The sequence below is a fragment of the Microtetraspora sp. NBRC 13810 genome (assembly GCF_030268685.1).
Taxonomy (GTDB): Bacteria; Actinomycetota; Actinomycetes; order Streptosporangiales; family Streptosporangiaceae; genus BSRQ01.
In genome coordinates this window covers 249,672-267,341 of sequence record NZ_BSRQ01000002.1, presented here as the reverse complement: position 1 = coordinate 267,341, position 17,670 = coordinate 249,672, and the positions used below count along the sequence as shown (strand labels likewise).

General features: G+C 69.7%; 10 protein-coding genes. 8 read left to right on the top strand and 2 right to left on the bottom strand.

What is annotated here, in order from left to right:
- Nucleotides 1–9: 9 nt before the first annotated feature.
- The 3 genes from rsmI (at nt 10) to QSK26_RS04890 (ending at nt 3,813) form a co-directional block, all read left to right on the top strand.
- Nucleotides 10–945, top strand: coding sequence for a 16S rRNA (cytidine(1402)-2'-O)-methyltransferase (gene rsmI, locus QSK26_RS04900; RefSeq protein WP_285773753.1), 936 nt, complete (start codon nt 10–12; stop codon nt 943–945).
- Entirely contained in the window at nt 932–1,846 is a 915-nt protein-coding gene (locus QSK26_RS04895) for a class I SAM-dependent methyltransferase (RefSeq protein WP_285773752.1), read from the top strand. The genes rsmI and QSK26_RS04895 overlap by 14 nt, the downstream gene beginning before the upstream one ends.
- Nucleotides 1,847–2,202: 356 nt before the next feature.
- Nucleotides 2,203–3,813 carry a GMC oxidoreductase gene (locus tag QSK26_RS04890; protein ID WP_285773751.1) on the top strand — a complete coding sequence of 537 codons (1,611 nt, stop codon included), beginning with the start codon at nt 2,203–2,205 and terminating at the stop codon, nt 3,811–3,813.
- A 134-nt stretch (nt 3,814–3,947) separates the two neighbouring features.
- Here the strand turns inward: QSK26_RS04890 and QSK26_RS04885 are convergent, their stop codons facing one another.
- Nucleotides 3,948–5,780, bottom strand: a complete 1,833-nt coding sequence (locus QSK26_RS04885; RefSeq protein WP_285773750.1) for a B12-binding domain-containing radical SAM protein — start codon at nt 5,778–5,780, stop codon at nt 3,948–3,950.
- Nucleotides 5,781–7,372: 1,592 nt separating this feature from the next.
- Between QSK26_RS04885 and QSK26_RS04880 the strand changes: the two genes are divergently transcribed.
- The 5 genes from QSK26_RS04880 to QSK26_RS04860 all read left to right on the top strand — a co-directional run bounded on the left by QSK26_RS04880 (nt 7,373) and on the right by QSK26_RS04860 (nt 16,186).
- Complete coding sequence (locus QSK26_RS04880) at nt 7,373–8,698, top strand: aminotransferase class III-fold pyridoxal phosphate-dependent enzyme (RefSeq protein ID WP_285773749.1); 1,326 nt, start codon at nt 7,373–7,375, stop codon at nt 8,696–8,698.
- 128 nt (nt 8,699–8,826) lie between these two features.
- Nucleotides 8,827–9,567: an FkbM family methyltransferase gene (locus QSK26_RS04875; protein WP_285773748.1), complete on the top strand. Its 741-nt coding sequence runs from the start codon at nt 8,827–8,829 to the stop codon at nt 9,565–9,567.
- Between the two features lie 218 nt (nt 9,568–9,785).
- Entirely contained in the window at nt 9,786–11,513 is a 1,728-nt protein-coding gene (locus tag QSK26_RS04870; protein WP_285773747.1) for a hypothetical protein, read from the top strand.
- On the top strand, nt 11,510–14,815 hold the full coding sequence (locus tag QSK26_RS04865) for an MFS transporter (RefSeq protein WP_285773746.1): 3,306 nt from the start codon (nt 11,510–11,512) through the stop codon (nt 14,813–14,815). Before QSK26_RS04870 ends, QSK26_RS04865 begins: the two co-directional genes overlap by 4 nt.
- A 90-nt stretch (nt 14,816–14,905) precedes the next feature.
- Nucleotides 14,906–16,186, top strand: coding sequence for an aminotransferase class III-fold pyridoxal phosphate-dependent enzyme (locus QSK26_RS04860; RefSeq protein ID WP_285773745.1), 1,281 nt, complete (start codon nt 14,906–14,908; stop codon nt 16,184–16,186).
- Nucleotides 16,187–16,263: 77 nt separating this feature from the next.
- On the opposite strand, the gene QSK26_RS04855 is transcribed toward QSK26_RS04860, so the two are convergent.
- Nucleotides 16,264–17,499: a glycosyltransferase family 4 protein gene (locus QSK26_RS04855; RefSeq protein WP_285773744.1), complete on the bottom strand. Its 1,236-nt coding sequence runs from the start codon at nt 17,497–17,499 to the stop codon at nt 16,264–16,266.
- Nucleotides 17,500–17,670 lie beyond the last annotated feature (171 nt).

Below are 17,670 nucleotides of genomic sequence, written 5' to 3'. Positions count from 1 at the left end.
GAGGGGCGTGTGGACCTGGGGACCCTCTACCTCGTCCCCACCCCCATCGGGCACCGCGACGACATCACCCTTCGTGCGCTGGAGGTGCTGCGCCACGTTCCGGTGATGGCCGCCGAGGACACCCGCCACACGCGAAACCTCCTCCGCACCCTCGGCATCGAGCTGGGGCAGCGCAGGCTGCTCAGCTACCACGACCATGTCGAGGCGACCAGGAGCGGCACCCTGCTCGAAGCGCTGCGTCGCGGCGATGACGTCGCGCTGCTCTCCGACGCGGGGACCCCGCTCGTCAACGACCCCGGCTACCGTGTGGTGGCCGGGGCGATCGCCGAGGGCATCACGGTCCGCCCGCTGCCCGGGGCCAGCGCCACGATCACCGCGCTGATCGGCTCCGGCCTGCCCGTGCACCGGTTCTACTTCCTCGGCTTTCTGCCGAGGAAGGCGGCTGCGCGCCAGGCCGAGCTGGGCCGGATCCGGGACGTGGACGCCACGCTGATCATGTTCGAGGCGCCGCACCGGATCGTCGACACGCTGGGCGACATGCTCAAGGTGCTCGGCGACCGGCCGGCGGCGCTGGCGTGCAACCTCAGCAAGCCGGACGAGAGCTTCATCCGCGGCCCCCTGTCCGGCATCCTGGACCGGCTGGGCAGTGAGGACGCCGTTCGCGGCCAGTACACCGGCGTGGTCGGCGGCTGCCCGGACACCACGTCGGACGCCGCGCGGGCGCAGGCCGAGCGGCTCGCGGCGTCGATGCTGCGGCACGGGGCTGACGCGCGGGTGTGCCGGGAGGTGGTCCAGGAGGTCACCGGGCTGCCGCGCAACCAGGTCTACGAGCTGGTGCGGCAGGGGCAGAAGGTCACGCCGGCGGGCGCCGCCCCCGAGAGTTTGCGCGGCACGGGGCGCCAACCGGCCTCCCGCCCGTCCGCCGAGGAGCGTGGCGCCGGATGACGTGGTCACCCCGCCAAGCCGGCCGGCCGGCGGAGACGCCGCGGCGCGGGCCGACGACATGACCAGGGAACGGCGCCGGGCGGGGAACACCACCGAGGACGCCACGGCCACGGTCACCGCCCGCCTCGCCGGCGCGGCCAAGTACCGGGACGTGCACCCGGACACCATCGCCGACGTGGTGGCGGGGCAGCGCGACGGCACCACGGACCCGGCCGAGCTGGAGCGTCGCTCCCGCGCGCGGCTGCACAAGGTGGCCGCCCTGCACCTGCTCACCGGCAGGCTCGCGGCGCTGCGGCGCGGCATGGACAAGGCGGACCTGGCCGGCATGGCCGAGCCGGAGCTGCGTGCCTGGTGCCGGGAGGTGCTCGCCGCCCACGTGTCCACCGGGGAGCGGCTGCCCGACCTGGATCGCTTCTACCCGGCGGTCCTCGACCTCGTACCGCCCCCTGCCACGATCGCCGACCTGGCCTGCGCACTCAACCCGTTCACGCTGCCGTGGCTGCGCGAGCACACCGACGCCGGCTACACCGGCTACGACCTCAACGCCGGGTTCGTCGGCCTGGCCGAGGATTTCCTCACCCGGGTGTATCCGGGCAGTCACGCCGAGCAACGTGACGTCCTCGTCGGATCGTCCCTCCCCGACGTCGACCTGGCCCTGCTGCTCAAGACCTATCACTGCATCGAGGACCGGCGCCGCGGCGCCGCGCTGTCCCTGGTGGACCAGGTGCCGGCGGCGGCGGTCGTGGTCTCCTTTCCCACCAGGGCGATGAACGGCCGGGCCGCGGTGTTCGCCCGCCGGCACGTCGCCGACCTCACCGAGCTGGCCGATCGGCGCGGCTGGCGGCTGGACAGGGCCACCTTGGACACCGAGGACCTGCTGGTTATCACCAAGCGTCACTAAGCTCCGCTTCTGCCTTTGAAACGGGCGTCCGGTCCGCTGAAGGTAGGTCACAGCTGTTTGTGCCCGCGCTGTTGACGAGTACGGCTGTCATAGACGTCGTCCTGTGCGGCAAGTCACGGGCGGGCATATCCGAGGAGCCACACAGCCTGCCCTTCTATAAACCTCATCCGGCGGATCGCGCATAGCCACACCTATGTGCCGATCCCGAAGGACGACGTCTGGCGATCATTACATCGGCCGAGGCCGCCGCAAACCCGTACTCCAAAAATGACTCACATATTCAGAATTCAGGACCAAAGGATCTAGACTGCCGTTCATACAACTACAGATCTTTCGTCGACCGCATGGAGGGGCACGTGCAGACCGACCTTGGATTAGTTGACTATGGACCCACGCCCACCGACGAGGACATGGCGCGGATCGCCGACGTGTGCGTCGTCGGGAGCGGCGCGTCCGGCTCGATCGTGGCGGCCACCCTGGCCGAGGCCGGACTCGACGTCGTCGTCCTGGAACAGGGTCCTTTCGTGAGCCCGGACATGTCCTACGACGACCTTGAGGACCTCTCCGAGCGCGCCTGGGTGCGTAAGGCCGACGGGGTCTGGGCCAAGATCGGATACCCGTGGTCGAGTTGCAACGTCGGCGGTGGAACGGTCTTCTACGGCGGCATCTCCTTCCGGCACCGCTATCCGGACTTCAACGCGGAGGAGCTGCTCGGCGGCGGAGAGTGGCCGCTGGAGTGGCCGTGGAAGCCCCATGAGCTCGAGCCGTTCTACAACAGCGTGGAGCGGAGGCTGGGGGTGTCCGGCGGGCCCGGTGACCCGACGTTGCCCCCCGGTCACTCCTACCCGCTGCCGCCGCTGGCGCAGACCCCGTCCGGGCGGGCCATCGCCGACGGCGCCCGGTCGCTGGGGCTGCACCCGTTCCCCACGCCGATGGCCATCAACAGCCTGCCCTACGGCGGCCGCCCCGCCTGCAGCCGGGACAACGACTGCGTGGCGGCGCGGTGTGAGAAGGGCGCCAAGGGCGACAGCTTCAGCGTCTTCCTGAAGTCGCTGGTGGAGCGCGGCACGGTCCGCCTCTTCGCCGGTATGAAGGCGGCCAGGATCACCGCGGCGAGTGCCTCCCAGGCGACCGGCGTCGAGTGCGTCCAGGTCAACACCGGCAAGCGTTTCCTGTTCCGCGCCAAGCAGATCGTCGTGGCGTGCAACGCGATCCAGTCGGCGGCGCTGCTGCTGCGGTCGGCCGACACGCACTCGCCGCACGGCCTGGGCAATCAGTTCGGCCTCGTCGGCCGCGGCCTGTGCATGAAGGCCAACGAGTACGTGGTCGCCTACCGCCGGTCCGACCGGATCGAGCTGCCGCTGGCCGGCGTCGGCCCGAACGGCGGCGTGGGGCCGTGCTCGACCGTGGCGATCGCCGACTACTACACCGCCGACGACGCACCCGGGGGCATCGGCGGCATGATCTTCGAGTCGGCCGAGGACGCCCACCCGCTCCGCGGCGACGAGCAGACACTGCGCATCGACTGCATCGCGCCGGACGAGCCGCGGAAGTCCAACCGCGTCCTGCTCGCGAAGAAGCACGACCGGTTCGGCCTGCCCGAGGTGGCCCTGGAGTACGCGCCGTCGGCGCGGGACCAGGCCCGCCGTGAGTACCTGCTGCAGCGCGGCGAGGACATCCTGCGCGCCGCGGGCGGCAAGTACCTGCGGCGGGAGCGCTCGCTGGGCGAGCTGGGCAGCACCCACCTGCACGGCACCTGCCGGTCCGGCATCGACGAGGCGACCAGTGTCACCGACCCGGACGGCCGGCTGCACACCGTGGACAACGTGAGCGTGGTCGACGGCGCCCTGATGCCCTACCCGGGCGCGGTGAACCCGACTCTGACCATCCAGGCGCTCGCGCTCCGCCAGGCGCACCGGTTGCTGGAGCGGGGGTTCAGCATGAGCCGCATGGTGGGCTCGGCATAGACGGCGGAGCCCGGCCGGAGGCGTGAAAGTCTCCGGCCGGGCCCGCGCGAGTCCGGAACGAACGGCTCAGGGGCACGCGACGGACCCGCCCCGCGGCAGCGAACCGCCGGGACGGGTCGTCTCGTTCGCGACGCTCAGGAAGCGGTGACCGCCGCCTCCAGCTTGTCCGTCTCGTCGGCGGTCGCGAGCACCGACTTGAACGTCTCCAGCGTCGCCGGCCAGACCTCGTCGGTCCGCTCGACCAGCTCGAACGAGCAGACATCGGAGTTCCGGCCCGTCGGCACGGCACCGACCGGCCGGCCGAGGCGCAGCGACACCACCGCGGCGACGATGTCCCCGCTGAACTGGCACAGGTCAAGCGGCAGGTCGTTGCTGGAGAGCGCGTGCAGCGCGCAGAAGCAGGACGGCCGGTGGACGTCGAACTTCCGGCCGTCGACCGCGACCGGCACGGCGCCGACCGCGTCGAACTCCGTCGGCGCCTGAATCTGGCCGGCCGCGATGACGTGATCGCCCAGGGCGGCCAGCGCCCCCTCGAACGTCTCGTCCTGGTGCTCCTCGAACACGTACGCCGACCACTGCGCGATCGCCTGCGTGGCGATCCAGGACCAGTACAGCTCCAGCGGGGTGAGATGGGTGGAGCCGATCGCGAAGTTGTACTGGTCGAACAGCGCGTACTCGGTGTCGAGCCGGATCAGGCCCTCGTCGAGACACTGCTGGAAGTCCGTCGATCCCGGGATCGGGTAGAAGGGGTTGGTCCAGAAGCGGATCCCCGACCGGGCGACGGTGATCGAGTCCTTGGCGATCTCCCGCACGTCCTGGCCGAGCAGGCCGACGATCAGCGACGCGCCGACCTCGACACCCTCGCCACCGAAGAGCTGCGCGCCCGCGCGGACCTTGTCGAGCGAGGTGAAGTTCTTCCGGATGGCCTTCAGCCGGGCCTGGTCGGTGGTCTCCAGGCCGAGGAACAGGCTGCGGAACCCGGCGTCGTGCATGCTGTGCACGAGGTCCTCGTCGAGCTTGACCACCGTCATCCCGTTCGGGAGGTGCAGGCGGATGTCCAGCTCGCGCCGGCGGATCTCCTCGCAGATCGCGTGCACCCGCGGGATGTCGAAGGTGAAGTTGTCGTCCTCGATGAAGAAGTTCCGTACGCCGTGGTCGCGCACGTAGTGCTCGAACTCGTCCACGATCTGGACGGAGGTCCGGGAGCGGAACTTCTTGCCCACCATGGCGTGCACGGTGCAGAAGGTGCAGGCGAACGGGCAGCCGCGACTGGTGATGACGGTCGCGGTGTGGTCGTAGTTGCTCCAGTCGACCATGTCGCTCGCGGGCAGCGGCAGGGAGTCCAGGTCGCCGTTCCAGTTCGTGGCCGCTGTCACGTGCAGGCCGCCGCTCGGCCGGTCACACTCGCAGAAACCCGCGCCGCAGCGGAAGGTCAGCCCGGTCAGCTCGGTCAGCGGGGTGCCGGCCTCGATCGCCGCGATGAGGTGGGCGATGGTCTGCTCGGCCTCGCCGCGCACGACCACGTCGACCGCCTTCTCCGCCATGACGTGGGCCTGGGCGACCGTCGGGTGCTGGCCGCCCAGCAGCACCGGCACGTCCGGGAAGATCGACTTGCTCAACCGCGCCGCCTCGTAGGCCGGCTCGTAGTGCGGGGTGAACATGCAGGAGACGCCGACGACGTCCGGGGCGAAGTCCTCGATGGCGGCACGGAGCTTGCTCCAGTGCGCGCCCCAGTGGATGAGGTGCCGCCACCGAGGGTGGCTGGCAAGCTTGACGCGGTCGACCTCGGTGAGTTCGCTCTCCGGGACCACGTGGTTGTCTTCGATGTGGGCGAGGGAGTCGAACACGGCGACCTCGTGCCCGGCATCCCGCAGCATCGAGGCCAGGTAGAGGAGGCCGACGGGCATGTGCCGACCGATCTCGATCATGGATGCCCGCATGGGCGGTTTCAGCAGCAGCACCTTCATGCCGGGGATCTCTTTTCGCGCAGGAGAACCACGTTCTCTGGTAGCTAACCTTGCACTACATGTGTTTAGCCTCGGCGAATCAGAAAAGAGTTCGGGGCGGGCGAGCCTCTTGTTCGAATCGCCGACCGGAACCAACTCAGCTTGATAGTAGGGCAATGTGACGGTTTGTGGGAGATAACTTTTCTCCGGTTCGGGGATCAGCCGTTCGAGAGAGCCGAATAGCCCTGTTTCCGCACGTCGGGTTGTTTGAAGATCGCCGGGTTGCTGTGGTGATCGTGATCGCGGTATGACCTGGCGGGTGAGACGGCGTGCGCTTCGGTATCGATGGGACGCTCGGCGGCGTTACCGAAAGTGACCGGATTCTGGTCGCGGCTGCGGATAGCCGGCGGATGGGGCCTGTCCGGTATGGGACACCGTGTGAGTTGACGCGCGGGGCGTGAGTGGGCGAGTCGGCCGACGGTGGAACACTTCGGCCGGCCGGTGCGGTTCCGGTTGGCGAGAGGAGAGGGGGATGAGGGGGAACCACCGGAATCTACAACATGTCGCTCTGCCGCGCTGTGCTTGACACGGTGACTTGACCCAGGTGCTGGATGCGACACCGGGTGCGTGAAGAACGTCCCCGGGCGCAGGACGACTTCGCGGACGTCGAGTGGCCGGCTCGGCTGCTGGAACGCGTGCAGCCGCGGGGGAGTTCCGTGCCGCCCGCGCAGGTCAGCGCGGTACGGGACGCGCCGGGTCACCGGACCGAGGTCGGTCGGGCGCGCACCGCGGAGACGGCCGGGCTCGGCGCGGTCAGCCAGGACACCGGCTGTCATGAAGGGGGGCGGCTACCGCGGCCAGGTCGCCAGGAAGCCCTTCCCCGAGCGCGGTGACACCTGGTGACCGGCTCCCGACCCCGCCCTTCGTGACCCTGACGGTCACCGGTCAGAGTCCGTTGCCGCGCGCCTGCCTGGAGGTCCATTCACGTATCAGGGTTTAGGTCGGGCAATTTATCGGATTTACTGGCGAACCGGCCGAAATTCTGTATCGTGGGCCGTGTTGATGACCCAACCATGGGATCCACGCGATCGGGGGTCCGCTGGGCTGTGCCCGGCTGGACTGATAACACGGTCTGCCCTCTTCGGGGATGAGTTCGAGGGCCGGCTGTGAGTCCGGGACCGTCCGACTATCGGCATGGAGGGCCATAGGTGAATGTGCTAAGGGGGGTTGGCATAGGCACGGACACTGCGGAGACGGCGTGTGGACGGGAGTTCCGCCGGCGGTAGGTGGCGAACCGGGACGTCGCGGTACTCAACCGGGTTGACCGCGACACTTGAGATCAGCTTCCATGCGGAGTGGTCCGGCCATACCCCGACATCCGGCTTGGCGTGTCTCCGTCCGAGGGGGGACTTCTTGACTGGCGCGGGATCGGTCCGGCTGCTTCGGCGCGCGTGAACAGTCGCGCGTGCCATCCGCGGGAAGGTGCTGAAAGCGACGGCTGCACACAGTTCACTGTTTGCACGTCTGTTCAATCATGCTTGCGACTATCTGAACTTTGGGCCGAATGAGGCGGGCATCGTATGACCAATAACCAGAAGTTGACAAACGACGCTTTGTTTGAGCGGGCACGCAGGGTGACCGCCGCCGAGGACTACGACATTCAGTCTCGGTACCCGTCGATCATCGAGCGTGGTGACGGTCCGTGGCTGTACGACGTGGAGGGCACCCGCCTGCTGGACCTGACCGCCGGCGACGGCTCGCTCCTGCTGGGCCACCGCCCGCAGAAGGTGATCGAGGCCGTCACCAAGCAGATGCGGGACTACGGCGCGAACTTCTCCAGCACGCTGTCGATCCCGCGCATCGAGCTGGCCGAACGGCTCGTCGAGCGGTACCCGGTCGCGGAGAAGGTCGTCTTCTCCAAGACCGGCTCGGAGGCGACGACCCTCTCGGTCCGCCTGGCGCGCGCGGCGACCGGTCGTGACCTCATCCTCTCCTCCGGCTTCCACGGCTGGCACGAGTGGCACCTGCCCTACGGCCAGATGGGCTTCGACCCGGCGACCGGCGTGGCGAACTTCGGTTACAACGAGAAGGCGCTCGCGCGGATGCTCACCGAGTTCTCGAGTGACGTCGCCGGCGTGATCATGTCGACCGAGCTGTACTACTTCGACCCCGAGTACTACCAGCGCCTGTCGGCCATGTGCCGCAAGCACGACGTGCCGTTCATCATGGACGAGGTGTTCAGCGGGTTTCGCTGCGGCTCGCACGGCCTGCACGGCTCCGGCAAGGTGCCCGCCGACATGGTCGTCATCAGCAAGGGCCTGACCAACGGGCACCCGCTCTCGGTGGTGATGGGACGGCGCGACCTCATCGACGCCTACGACACCGCCCGCGCAGAGGGCACGTACCTGCGCGAGGTGCCCGCGATGGCGGCGGGGCTGGCCGTGCTCGACATCATCGAGGACGGCTCCCAGCACGCGAACGGCGAGCGCATGGGCCAGCTGCTCATGGACGGGATGCGCGACATCCTGAACGCGCACGAGATCCCGAACATGGTCGGCGGTCCGCCGATGTTCTTCGACGTGATCACGACGGCGAAGCCGCTCATGACGAAGATCTACCGCACCGCCTACGACTACGGCGTCCACTTCGACGACTGCGGCACGCAGCTGGTGCTGACCTCCTTCGACGAGAGCAACGTGGACTTCGCGTTGAGCGCGTTCGAGCGGGCGACCAAGAAGGTCATCGCCGAGAGCGACATCGTGCCGGGCGAGCTGAACGAGGAGTTCCGGCTGAACACCGCCGAAGAAGAGTTCGGCGGCTACCTCCGCGACGACGACCGCACCCGCGGGTTGATCGAGCAGACCGTGCAGGCCATCGCGAACCGGGACCGTTCCCTCGGCCCCTGGCGGCACGCGATGGGTGAGCGGTCCGGCCACTAGGCGCCGCGTCCGAACCGGTCATACGCGGACGGTTGGTCCCGCGGAGCACGCCTCCGCGGGACCGTCAGCCGGTCCGCGCTGCAAACCGCCGACGCCCCCGGCGCAACGGCCGCATCAAGGAGCAATGCATGTCCCTACCGTCTGCCGACGAACTGGCCAACGGCCACTCACTCGAGATCGACCGCGTGCTCGCCGAACTCGAGCAGCGGCCGGACGTGGTGTTCGTCCAGATCGGCGCATACGTCGGCAACACCGACAACGACCCCATCGCCCGCTGCCTGAGCACCAACCTGCCCCGTTTCCCCGGGTCGCGGGCCGTGCTCGTCGAGCCCGTCAAGCAGTACTTCGACCAGCTGAAGGCCAACTACGCCGGCCTGCCCGGTGCCGAGTTCGTGCACGCCGCGATCTCCACCACCGACGGCGAGGCGACGGTCTACCGGCTGGGCGTCGACCCGGTCGAGTACGGCCAGCCGGAGTGGCTGCGGCAGTGCAGCTCGATCCGCGCGGACCGGATGAACGAGCTGTGGGACAACTGCGAGTCCGAGCGCGACTACGTGGAGGCCAAGAAGTTCTTCCACGAGCACTGCGTCGAGGAGACCGTGCGCAGCATCCGGCTGGACACGCTGCTGAAGACCTACAACCTCGACCACGTCGACTTCCTGCAGATCGACACCGAGGGGTCGGACTACGACATCCTCAAGACCGTCGATTTCTCCCGGATCCGGCCGACGTACATCAACTACGAGAACGAACTGCTGGGCGAGGACCAGGCCGCGTGCCGCGCGATGCTGATCGCCGCGGGCTACGAGCTGTTCGACTGGGAGGTGAACACGCTGGCGTGCAGCATCGCTCCACCCAGCGGCGAGTAGCCGGAAGTAATTCCACTTCCGCCCATTCGGGCCTTTCAATCTAGAACTGGGCGTTCCGAAACCTGGAGGAGATCGTGAGACTGCCCAAGTATCGGACCGAGGTCGTACGAGAGGAAGGGATCGCCGACCCCGACTTCCTCGCGCTCGGGCTTGGCGGTACCAATATGATGGCGATGCTCTGGAGCGTTGCCATGGGTCGCCGTTGTGTCGGCGTGGAAATGCGTGGTGACCCGGGCCTCGGCGTGCACTGGAATATCCGCGAGGATTTCTATCACCACCTCGGAATCATCGACGACCTCATGATGCGCCAGTACGGCGAGGACGGCATCCCGCGGCGCGGTGACGGCAGGTTGTTCCGATTAGCGGAAACCTTCTACTCGCCGAAGTCCGAGGCCGGTGACATCTTCGCCGACGAACTGATCTCCGGGCTGGCCTCCTCACTCGGGGACGAGATCCACATATCGGGAACGATCTACCACGCGGAGTTCATCGACGACCGCTACCGGAACGGCAAGCCGAACCGCTCGATCACCGTGCTCGACCGGCCGAACCCGCCGATGGAGCCGGACCTGACCCGGGTCGGCCGGCCGACGATCGACGTCCTGGACGGCCCCTCGATGTTCCAGGCGGGGGCCATCGAGGTGCTCACCTTCCTCCGCCGCTACCTCCAGGCCATCGAGAAGATGGACATGGCCGCGGGCAGGGTGCCCCGGGTGCGCCTGTACACCTCGCACCGGGTGGTCTCCTCGGTCGGCGACACCAACGACGGGTTCCTGCGCTGGTTCCAGCACGAGGACGGGTTCGTCCGGCACCCCGACGGCCGCCTGCAGGTGCTCATCGAGGAGATCGAGGAGTTCGATCTCGACACCCGCTTCCGCCGCGTCCGCCGCCCCGGCACCCCGCTGATCGACCTGGGGGTCCCGAAGCTGTTCGTGCTCGCCCAGGGCTACGACAGCAGCGACGCCGACCGTCTCGGCTTCCAGCAGCACGACGTCGAGATCGACCACCACGACGGGCGCGGACCGGTGGTCGCCCAGGCCGACTACCTCGCCGGGTTCCTCGAACTGCACATCGGCGGCCGGCTGCGCAGGCGCATCGCCAGCGAGTTCGACCGCAAGGGCAACGAGTACTGGGTGCGGCAGATCGCCGTGGGCCACGAGAACGACCCCGAGGTCGGCTGGCTGCTCGTCCAGGTCCCGGACTTCAAGACCTTCGACCCGGTGCTCGCCGGCCTGGTCCCGGAGAACACGCCGCGCAAGTCGGCCGAGTACGTGGCCGCCTACAAGCACATGCTGCGCGACTTCTACCTCGACCAGGCGGCGCTCATCCTCGAACTGCCGCGCGAGGACCTGGAGACCGTGCAGATGCCGTACGGGCCGAAGATGTTCAGCCTCGTGGAGCGGATGGGCACCGACGCCCGGGTCGCCGCCAACGGCGTCGTCGCCGGCGACACGTTCGGCAACGGCCACTTCCTCACCAGCGGCGGCGCGATCACCGGCATGGTCGGCCACGCGTGCCGCGTGTACTTCTACTGGAAGGACATCGACGCGGGGAAGCCGGAGAACGACGCCGTCCGCACGCTCGCCGACGCGATCGAGGAGGACACGCTCGGCTGGCTGCACGTCAGCGCCCAGGAGTTCAGCCAGGCGCTGCCGATCAACTTCGGCCAGGAGCGGATCGCCCAGATCGAGGCGAAGTCCGGCGTCGACTCCGGCGCTCGGGCGACGACGATCGACGCGACCCGCCGCCACCGCAAGTCGCTGCTGCCGCTGGACCCGTCCGACTGGCGCCGCCTCACCATCCGGGCGGGGCGCCTGCACGTGCCGGAGATTCCGGCGCTACAGGAGACGCACCCCGACGAGCGAGCAGGCTCGGTCGTCGGCGCGGCGAGTGACATGGGCGGCGGCGACGGCATGCCGGGGACCAAGATGGCGAGGAATGCGTGAGTTCGTTGGACTCCTCCGACGCTCGGTATCGTGGGCGCGGCGACGCCCACGACGAGCGCAACGAGACCGTCGTTCTACGCGATGGCAGCCGGCCGTTGCGCAGCCTGCGACATCGCCAGCGGGCGTTGCTGGTGGTGTGCCTGGGCGCGTTCATCACCGCGGTCGACGGGTCCGCGGTCTACGTCGCGCTGCCTTCGATCCAGGCCGACCTCGGCTTCACGCCCGCCGACCTCGCGTGGGTGGTCAACGCCTACCTGATCCCCTTCGGCGGGCTGCTCCTGTTCGCCGGCCGGCTCGGTGACGTCATCGGGCCGAGGCGGGTGTTCATGGCCGGCATCGGCGTGTTCGTCGCAGCCTCGCTCCTGTGCGCGCTGGCGGACAACGCCGCCATGCTGCTCATCGGGCGCGCGGTGCAGGGCGCGGGTGGGGCGCTGATCAGCGGTGTCGCGCTCAGTCTGATCATCACGTTGTTCCCCAAGGCCCAGGAACAGGGCCTGGCCCTGAGCCTGTTCGGTTTCGTCTCGGCCTCCGCCGCGGCGAGCGGGCTGCTGATCGGCGCCGGGCTGACCGCCCTGGTCGGCTGGGAACTGATCTTCCTGGTCAACCTGCCGATCGGCGCGGTGACGATACTCGGCGCGATGCGGCTGATCGACGACACCAAGGGCGCGCGTGGCCAGAGCCGGGTAGGGGCCTTCGACACGCTGTTGCTGGTGGCCGGGGTCGCGCTGCTCGTCTACTCGATCGTCCGGGTGAGCGCCGAGGGCTGGGACCAGGTGAGCACGCTGGTGCTCGCGGGCGTGGCCCTGCTGCTGCTCGCGGCCTTCGCGGTCCGGCAGGTGCGGACCGCGGCGCCGCTCATCCCGCCCGCGAGCCTGCGGGCCCGCAACCTGAGCCAGATCAACCTGACCCTCGCGCTCATGCTGGCCGGCCCGACCGGGATGTTCTTCCTGGCGGGCCTGTACCTGCAGAACGTGCTCGGGTTCTCGGTGCTGGAGCTGGGCCTGGGCTTCCTCCCGATCACCGTGATGGTCGCGTTCGCCTCGCTCAAGGTGGCTCCGCGCCTGCTGCGCGAATTCGACGGCAAGACGCTGCTGATCTTCACGCTGCCGCTGATGGCCGCGGGGCTCGGGCTCATGGCGCGGGTGCCGGCCGACGGGTCGTACCTCGTCGACGTGTTGCCCGCCATGCTGCTGCTGGGCATCGGCGGCGGCCTGAGCACCCCCGCGGCGCTGCAGATGGCGTTCGTGGACGCCACGGAGAGCGACCGGGGGCTGCGGTCCGGGCTGGTCAACACCTCGCAGCAGGTGGGTGCCGCCCTCGGCCTGGCGATCATCGCGCCGGTCGCGGCGGCCACCACGGCCGACTCCGTGGCCGCAGGCGGCGGGCAGGCGTTCGCCCTCACCGAGGGCTACCAGGCCGGCTTCCTCGTCGGGTTCGGCATCCTGGTCCTGGCTGTCGCGGCCGCGATCTTCCTGGTGCAGCCGGAGACCCCGAAGGTGGCGCCCCAGGACCTCGACGAGGCGACGACCAGGGAAGGGCGGCGGGAGTACGACACCACCGGCACCGCCGACGCCGACATGGTCGTCCTCGGCCTCGGCGGTACGGGCATGATGTCGATGCTCTGGGCCGTCGCGCAGGGCCGCCGGGCGGTCGGGGTCGACCTGCGCGGCGCGCCGTTCTACTTCGCCATGCAGTGGCCGCTGTACGACGACCTGTACCACCACCTCGCCACCATCGACCGGATGATGGAGGAGCGGTACGGCATCGAGGCCATCCCCACCCGCACCGACGGCAGCCGGATCAGGCTGCACGAGTGCTTCTTCCGGCCGGACTGCTCCTACGGCGACTCCGACCGTGCCGACGAGGTGCTGTCGGAGGAGTCGGAGCTCGTGGTCGCCTGCCCGGTGCGGGCGACCCACCTGATCGACGACCGGGTGCAGCACGAGGAGCGGCAGCTCACCATCCACCCGCGTGAGCAGCTGCGCGAGCCGTTCGACCCGCTGGCCGAGCCCCGCCCCATGGCGGAGGTCCTCGCGGAGCGGCCGAAGTTCATGTGCGACGCCAACGAGTTGCTCATCCTCATGCGCAGGTACCTCGAAGGCATCGAGCAGATGGACCTGAAGCGCGGAATCCCGCCGCGGGTCAGGCTGCTGACCTACCACCGCACCGCCGAGCCCAGCCGGGTCCAGCGCGGCCTCGCGGCGCTGCGCCGGTTCGGGTCGCACCGCTCGCCCGAGTACGGCGTGGTGCGGCTGCCCGACGGGCGCATCCAGGTCCGGGTGGAGCCGATCCGCGAGCTCGACAGCCTGCGGTCGTACACCCGCGTGCGCGACCCGCACGGCAGCGTGGTCGACCTCGGCACGCCCGAGCTGCTCGTGGTGGCCGAGGGCGCCGAGGGTGTCGACGCGCGCCGGCTCGGCTTCCAGCCGCGGCCGGTGACGGTCGACCACGGCGGTGGTCCGGTGCCCGCCGAGGTCGACTACGTGATGGGCAGCCAGGGCCTTCTGGTCGACGGGGTGTGCCGGCGGCGGATCGCGTCGGTGCTCGACGTGCACGGCCAGGAGCACTGGGTCCGGCAGACCGTGGAGGGCCACGACGCCTTCGCCGACGTCGCCTGGATCTTCGTGGAGATCCCCCGCGGCCATCGGTTCGACCCGGTCGCCCGCGGCCTGGTGTCCCGCTTCACGCCGACCCGGTCGAGGAGCTACCGCAGCGCGATGCGCTACCTGGCCAGGGAGTACTTCCTGGAGAACGCCGCCCGCATCCTGGAGGTGGAGGTCAGCTACCTGCAGCGGGTGTTCAGCATCTGGGGCCCCCGGTTCATGCACGTGCAGGTGCGCTTGGGGGAGAACGCCCGGGTGGGCGCGAACGCCGTGGTGGCCGGGGACTCGTTCGGCAACGGCACCCCGCTGAACGGCCGCGGCCCGACCACCGGAATCGTCGGGCATGCCTACCGGGTGGGCCGGTACTGGCACGACCGCGACGCCGGCGTGTCGCACGAGGCGGCGATCGAACAGCTCGCCGCGGGCATCAAGGAGGACACCGAGGCGTGGATCGAGGCCAGTCAGCCCGAACTCGCGCAGCCCGGCCGCGCGCAGACCGTGGCGTCGGCGAAGGAGCTCACCCGCCAGCGGCGGGTGCTGGAGCCGCGGAGCTATCGCGACGACTGGAGCAGATTGAACGCCCACGTGGGCGGCATCCACGCGCACCGGCTACCGGACCCGAGCCCGCACCGGCTGCCGGATCCGAGCCCGCGCCGACCTGACGGCATCGAGCTACCCGCCCCCAGCCTCCAATCCTGACCCGCGCACCGGCCCGGTCCACGTCCCCCTCCGGACTGGTCGCTCGCTGTGCGTTCGTTCCGCCAACCACGACCTGGAGAGCGCATACCCATGCCCCACCCTGACAACAGTGCACACTCGTTACTCGGGCAGGAGCAGACCTGCCCCAGGGACGCGGACGGTCAGCCCCGGAAGTTCGTGAGCTCGCGGGGCGCATATGTGGTCGACACCGACGGTCAGCGGTGGATCGACCTGGACAACGGGCGCGGGTCCGTCATGCTCGGACACGCCGACCCCGAAGTGGCCGAGGCCGTGGCCAGGGCCGCCCGTGGCGAGCTGGGCACGGTGACGGGCTGGAGCCCGCTGCTGGACCGCGTGCTGCAGCGCGGTTCGGCACTGCTCGGCGGCGACGTGCTGGCGCTGTTCCGGACCGGCACGGCCGCGCTGCGCTCGGTGGTCCACGCGGTCCTTGCGGCGCGGGCCGAGGAGCTGGGCGTCGACCGGCCCCTGCTGCTGAGCGCCGGCTACCACGGCTACGACCCGATGTGGCAGTACCCGGACCAGCCGTTCGAGGTGAACGAGGAGGGCATCCTCCACTTCCTGTTCGAGCTGGACTTCCTTGAGCAGAGCCTGCGGGACAACAAGGGCCGCATCGCGGCGATCGCGGTGTCGCCGGACCGCGGCGCGCTGACGCCGGAGTGGTTCGCGCGGCTGGGTGAGCTGGCCAGGGCGTTCGAGGTGCCGATCATCGCCGACGAGGTGAAGGTCGGGCTGCGGCACGCGCCCGAGCTGGTCATGCGGAGCCTGGACCCCGACGTGTGGATCGTCGCCAAGACCATCGCGAACGGGGCGCCGATCGCGATGGCCGGCGGCCGGGCCGGGTTGCTCGACAGCCTGCGCGAGGTGTCGTTCACGTCGTTCTTCGAGCCGACCGTGCTGGCCGCGGCGGACGTCACGCTGGGGCGGATCGCCGGCGGCGAGCCGCAGCGCGCGATCGCCGAGAACGCCGGCGCCTTCATCGAGTCCGCACGTGCGGCGCTGACCGCCGCGGACGTGCCGATCGCGATCGCCGGGGACCCGTCCCTGTTCCATTTCGTGTGCGCCTCGCCGGAGGTGGAGGACGCGTTCCTGGCGGCCTGCGCCGAGCAGCGGATCCTGCTGTTCGAGCGGGACAACCAGGGGGTGTCCGAGGCGCTGCGGGGTGAGGCGCTGGAGGATCTGCGCGCGCGGTTCGACGCCGTGTCCGCCGCGCTGGCCGGCCGCTGGAGCGGCCAGGAGATAGACGAGCTGGCGTGGTACCGCGCGGCATGGAGGTCGATCGACGGGTTGGCCACTCGCCAGAGGGAGCCCGGTCAGGGCCGCGAGCTCGTGGCCCAGTTGTGGGACGAGTGACCGGCTGCCCGCCCGGGACGACGACGGCTGCCGGCCGGGACGTTTCCGGCCGGTCGCGCTGTGCGTCGCGGTGCTGGTCAGCGGGATGCGCCGGCCAGCACCGAGCGGTAGCAGTCCAGCATCAGGTCTCTGGCCTGGTTGGGGTCGAACGAGCCCGCGGTGTTGTCCCGGGCGGCGATCAGCCGCGCGGCCACGCCCGGCCGGTCGGCCAGCACACCCCGGACGATGTCGGCGAGCTGGGCCACGTTGCCCGGCTCGGCCAGCAGGTCCGGGGTGACCGCGCCGATCGTGGACTTCAGTCCACCGACCGCGTACGCGGCGACCGGGGTGCCGGCCAGGATGGACTCCACCGCGCTGCCACCGAGCTCCTCGTGCACCGACGGCATCACCAGCACGTCGATCAGTCCGAGCGCGGCGGGGACCACGTGGTGCGGCAGGAAACCGGTGATGGTGAACCGGTCGCGGTACCCGGCCTTGGTCAGCTCGCGTTCCATCCGCTCCCGCTGCGGGCCGTCGCCGACCACCAGGAAGTGCGGGTCCAGATCGGACAGCTGCTTCGCCAGCGGCAGCAGGTCGTACCAGCCCTTCTCGTGCGCCACCCGGCCGATGTAGCCGATCAGCGGGCGGCGGCCGGTGAGCCCGTACCTGGCGGCGAACTGCGAGCTCGCGTCCTCGTCGGCCGGCTCCAGGTCGACGCCGTCGGGGACGACCAGAATGCCGTCCTGCGGGAGTCCGGTCTCGGCGCTCACCACGGTGGCCGTGCGGCTGGTGAGCGTGGTGACCGTGGCGGCGTCGCGCAGCGCGCGCCGCTCCGCCGCGGTGACCACCCGGTGCGCCAGCCGGTCCACGAGCGACATCGGCTGGTACACCGCAAGCCGGGAGCAGTGCAGCGTCAGGACGTACGGGGCGCCGAGCAGTCGCGCGGCGGCCCGGCCCGCGATCAGCGGCCAGATCTGGCCGTCGGCGTGCACGTGGATCAGGTCCGGGCGCCAGCCCTTGCGCCGCATCCGGACACACTCCGCGAGCGTGGCCGCCAGCCAGGCCTGGCCGAGGCCGACCAGGCCGGTGATCTCCGAGCGGACCTGGGGGAGTGGGGCGCGGGCGATCCGGACGGTCAGGTTCGGCTCGATCCGCCGGGTGCGCGGCAGGCCGGGGAAGCCGAGGGTGAGCACGAGCTGGTCCACACCGGCCTGTGCGAGCCGACGGGACAGGGAGAGAATCTGGATCTGCATACCGCCGACCGGGTCGAATTTCGCCGGCCAGTTGTCTACGCCCTCATGGTGGAAGAACGGGGTGAGACGTAGCACCCGCATGGCTGAGCCCCCTCCGGCCAAATAGTTGCTCACGCAACCGCCGCGTTGATTCCGAGGAATACCTCGAGTTTATAGCTGCACGATATCGGCGGCCAATGGGCCCTGACAAGGATGCGGACGTTTGTGAATTCTCATCCGGCGCATCCGGACGCCATTGGTGGTAGTGCCGAC